1 protein-coding gene is annotated in these 363 nt (G+C 40.2%); it reads left to right on the plus strand.

Features of this window, described 5'->3' with window-relative positions; all coding sequences use genetic code 11:
• A partial coding sequence (locus A3762_RS04810) for a glutathione S-transferase C-terminal domain-containing protein (RefSeq protein ID WP_197469028.1) occupies positions 1-363 on the plus strand: 363 nt, incomplete at both ends.

Genomic DNA, 363 nt, shown 5'->3' on the forward strand with positions numbered 1-363 from the left:
CACTAACACCGCCAACAAAAGAAGACTTCCCACCAACACACGAACTACTTGAACAAAGTTGGAAAGCTATATTAGAGGCGTTAGACGCAATATTTCGCCGCCAAAACTATATTTTCGGTGATCACTTTTCTCTAACCGATGCGAGCATCTATGGTCAATTAGGAATGAACCTTGTCGACCCGGAAGCCGCGGACAAAATAAAACAAATTGCACCAAATCTTTTTGCTTGGCTAAAACGTATAGACGAAGGCCAATTCATGGAAACTAGTAATTGCGTTAATGAGAACCTAATTTTCAACGAAAAATTGTCAACGCTGATGAATATTTTGATGGGAACATATGCTGCGCTGATGGTTCAAAATG

The organism is Oleiphilus sp. HI0125, from assembly GCF_001635355.1.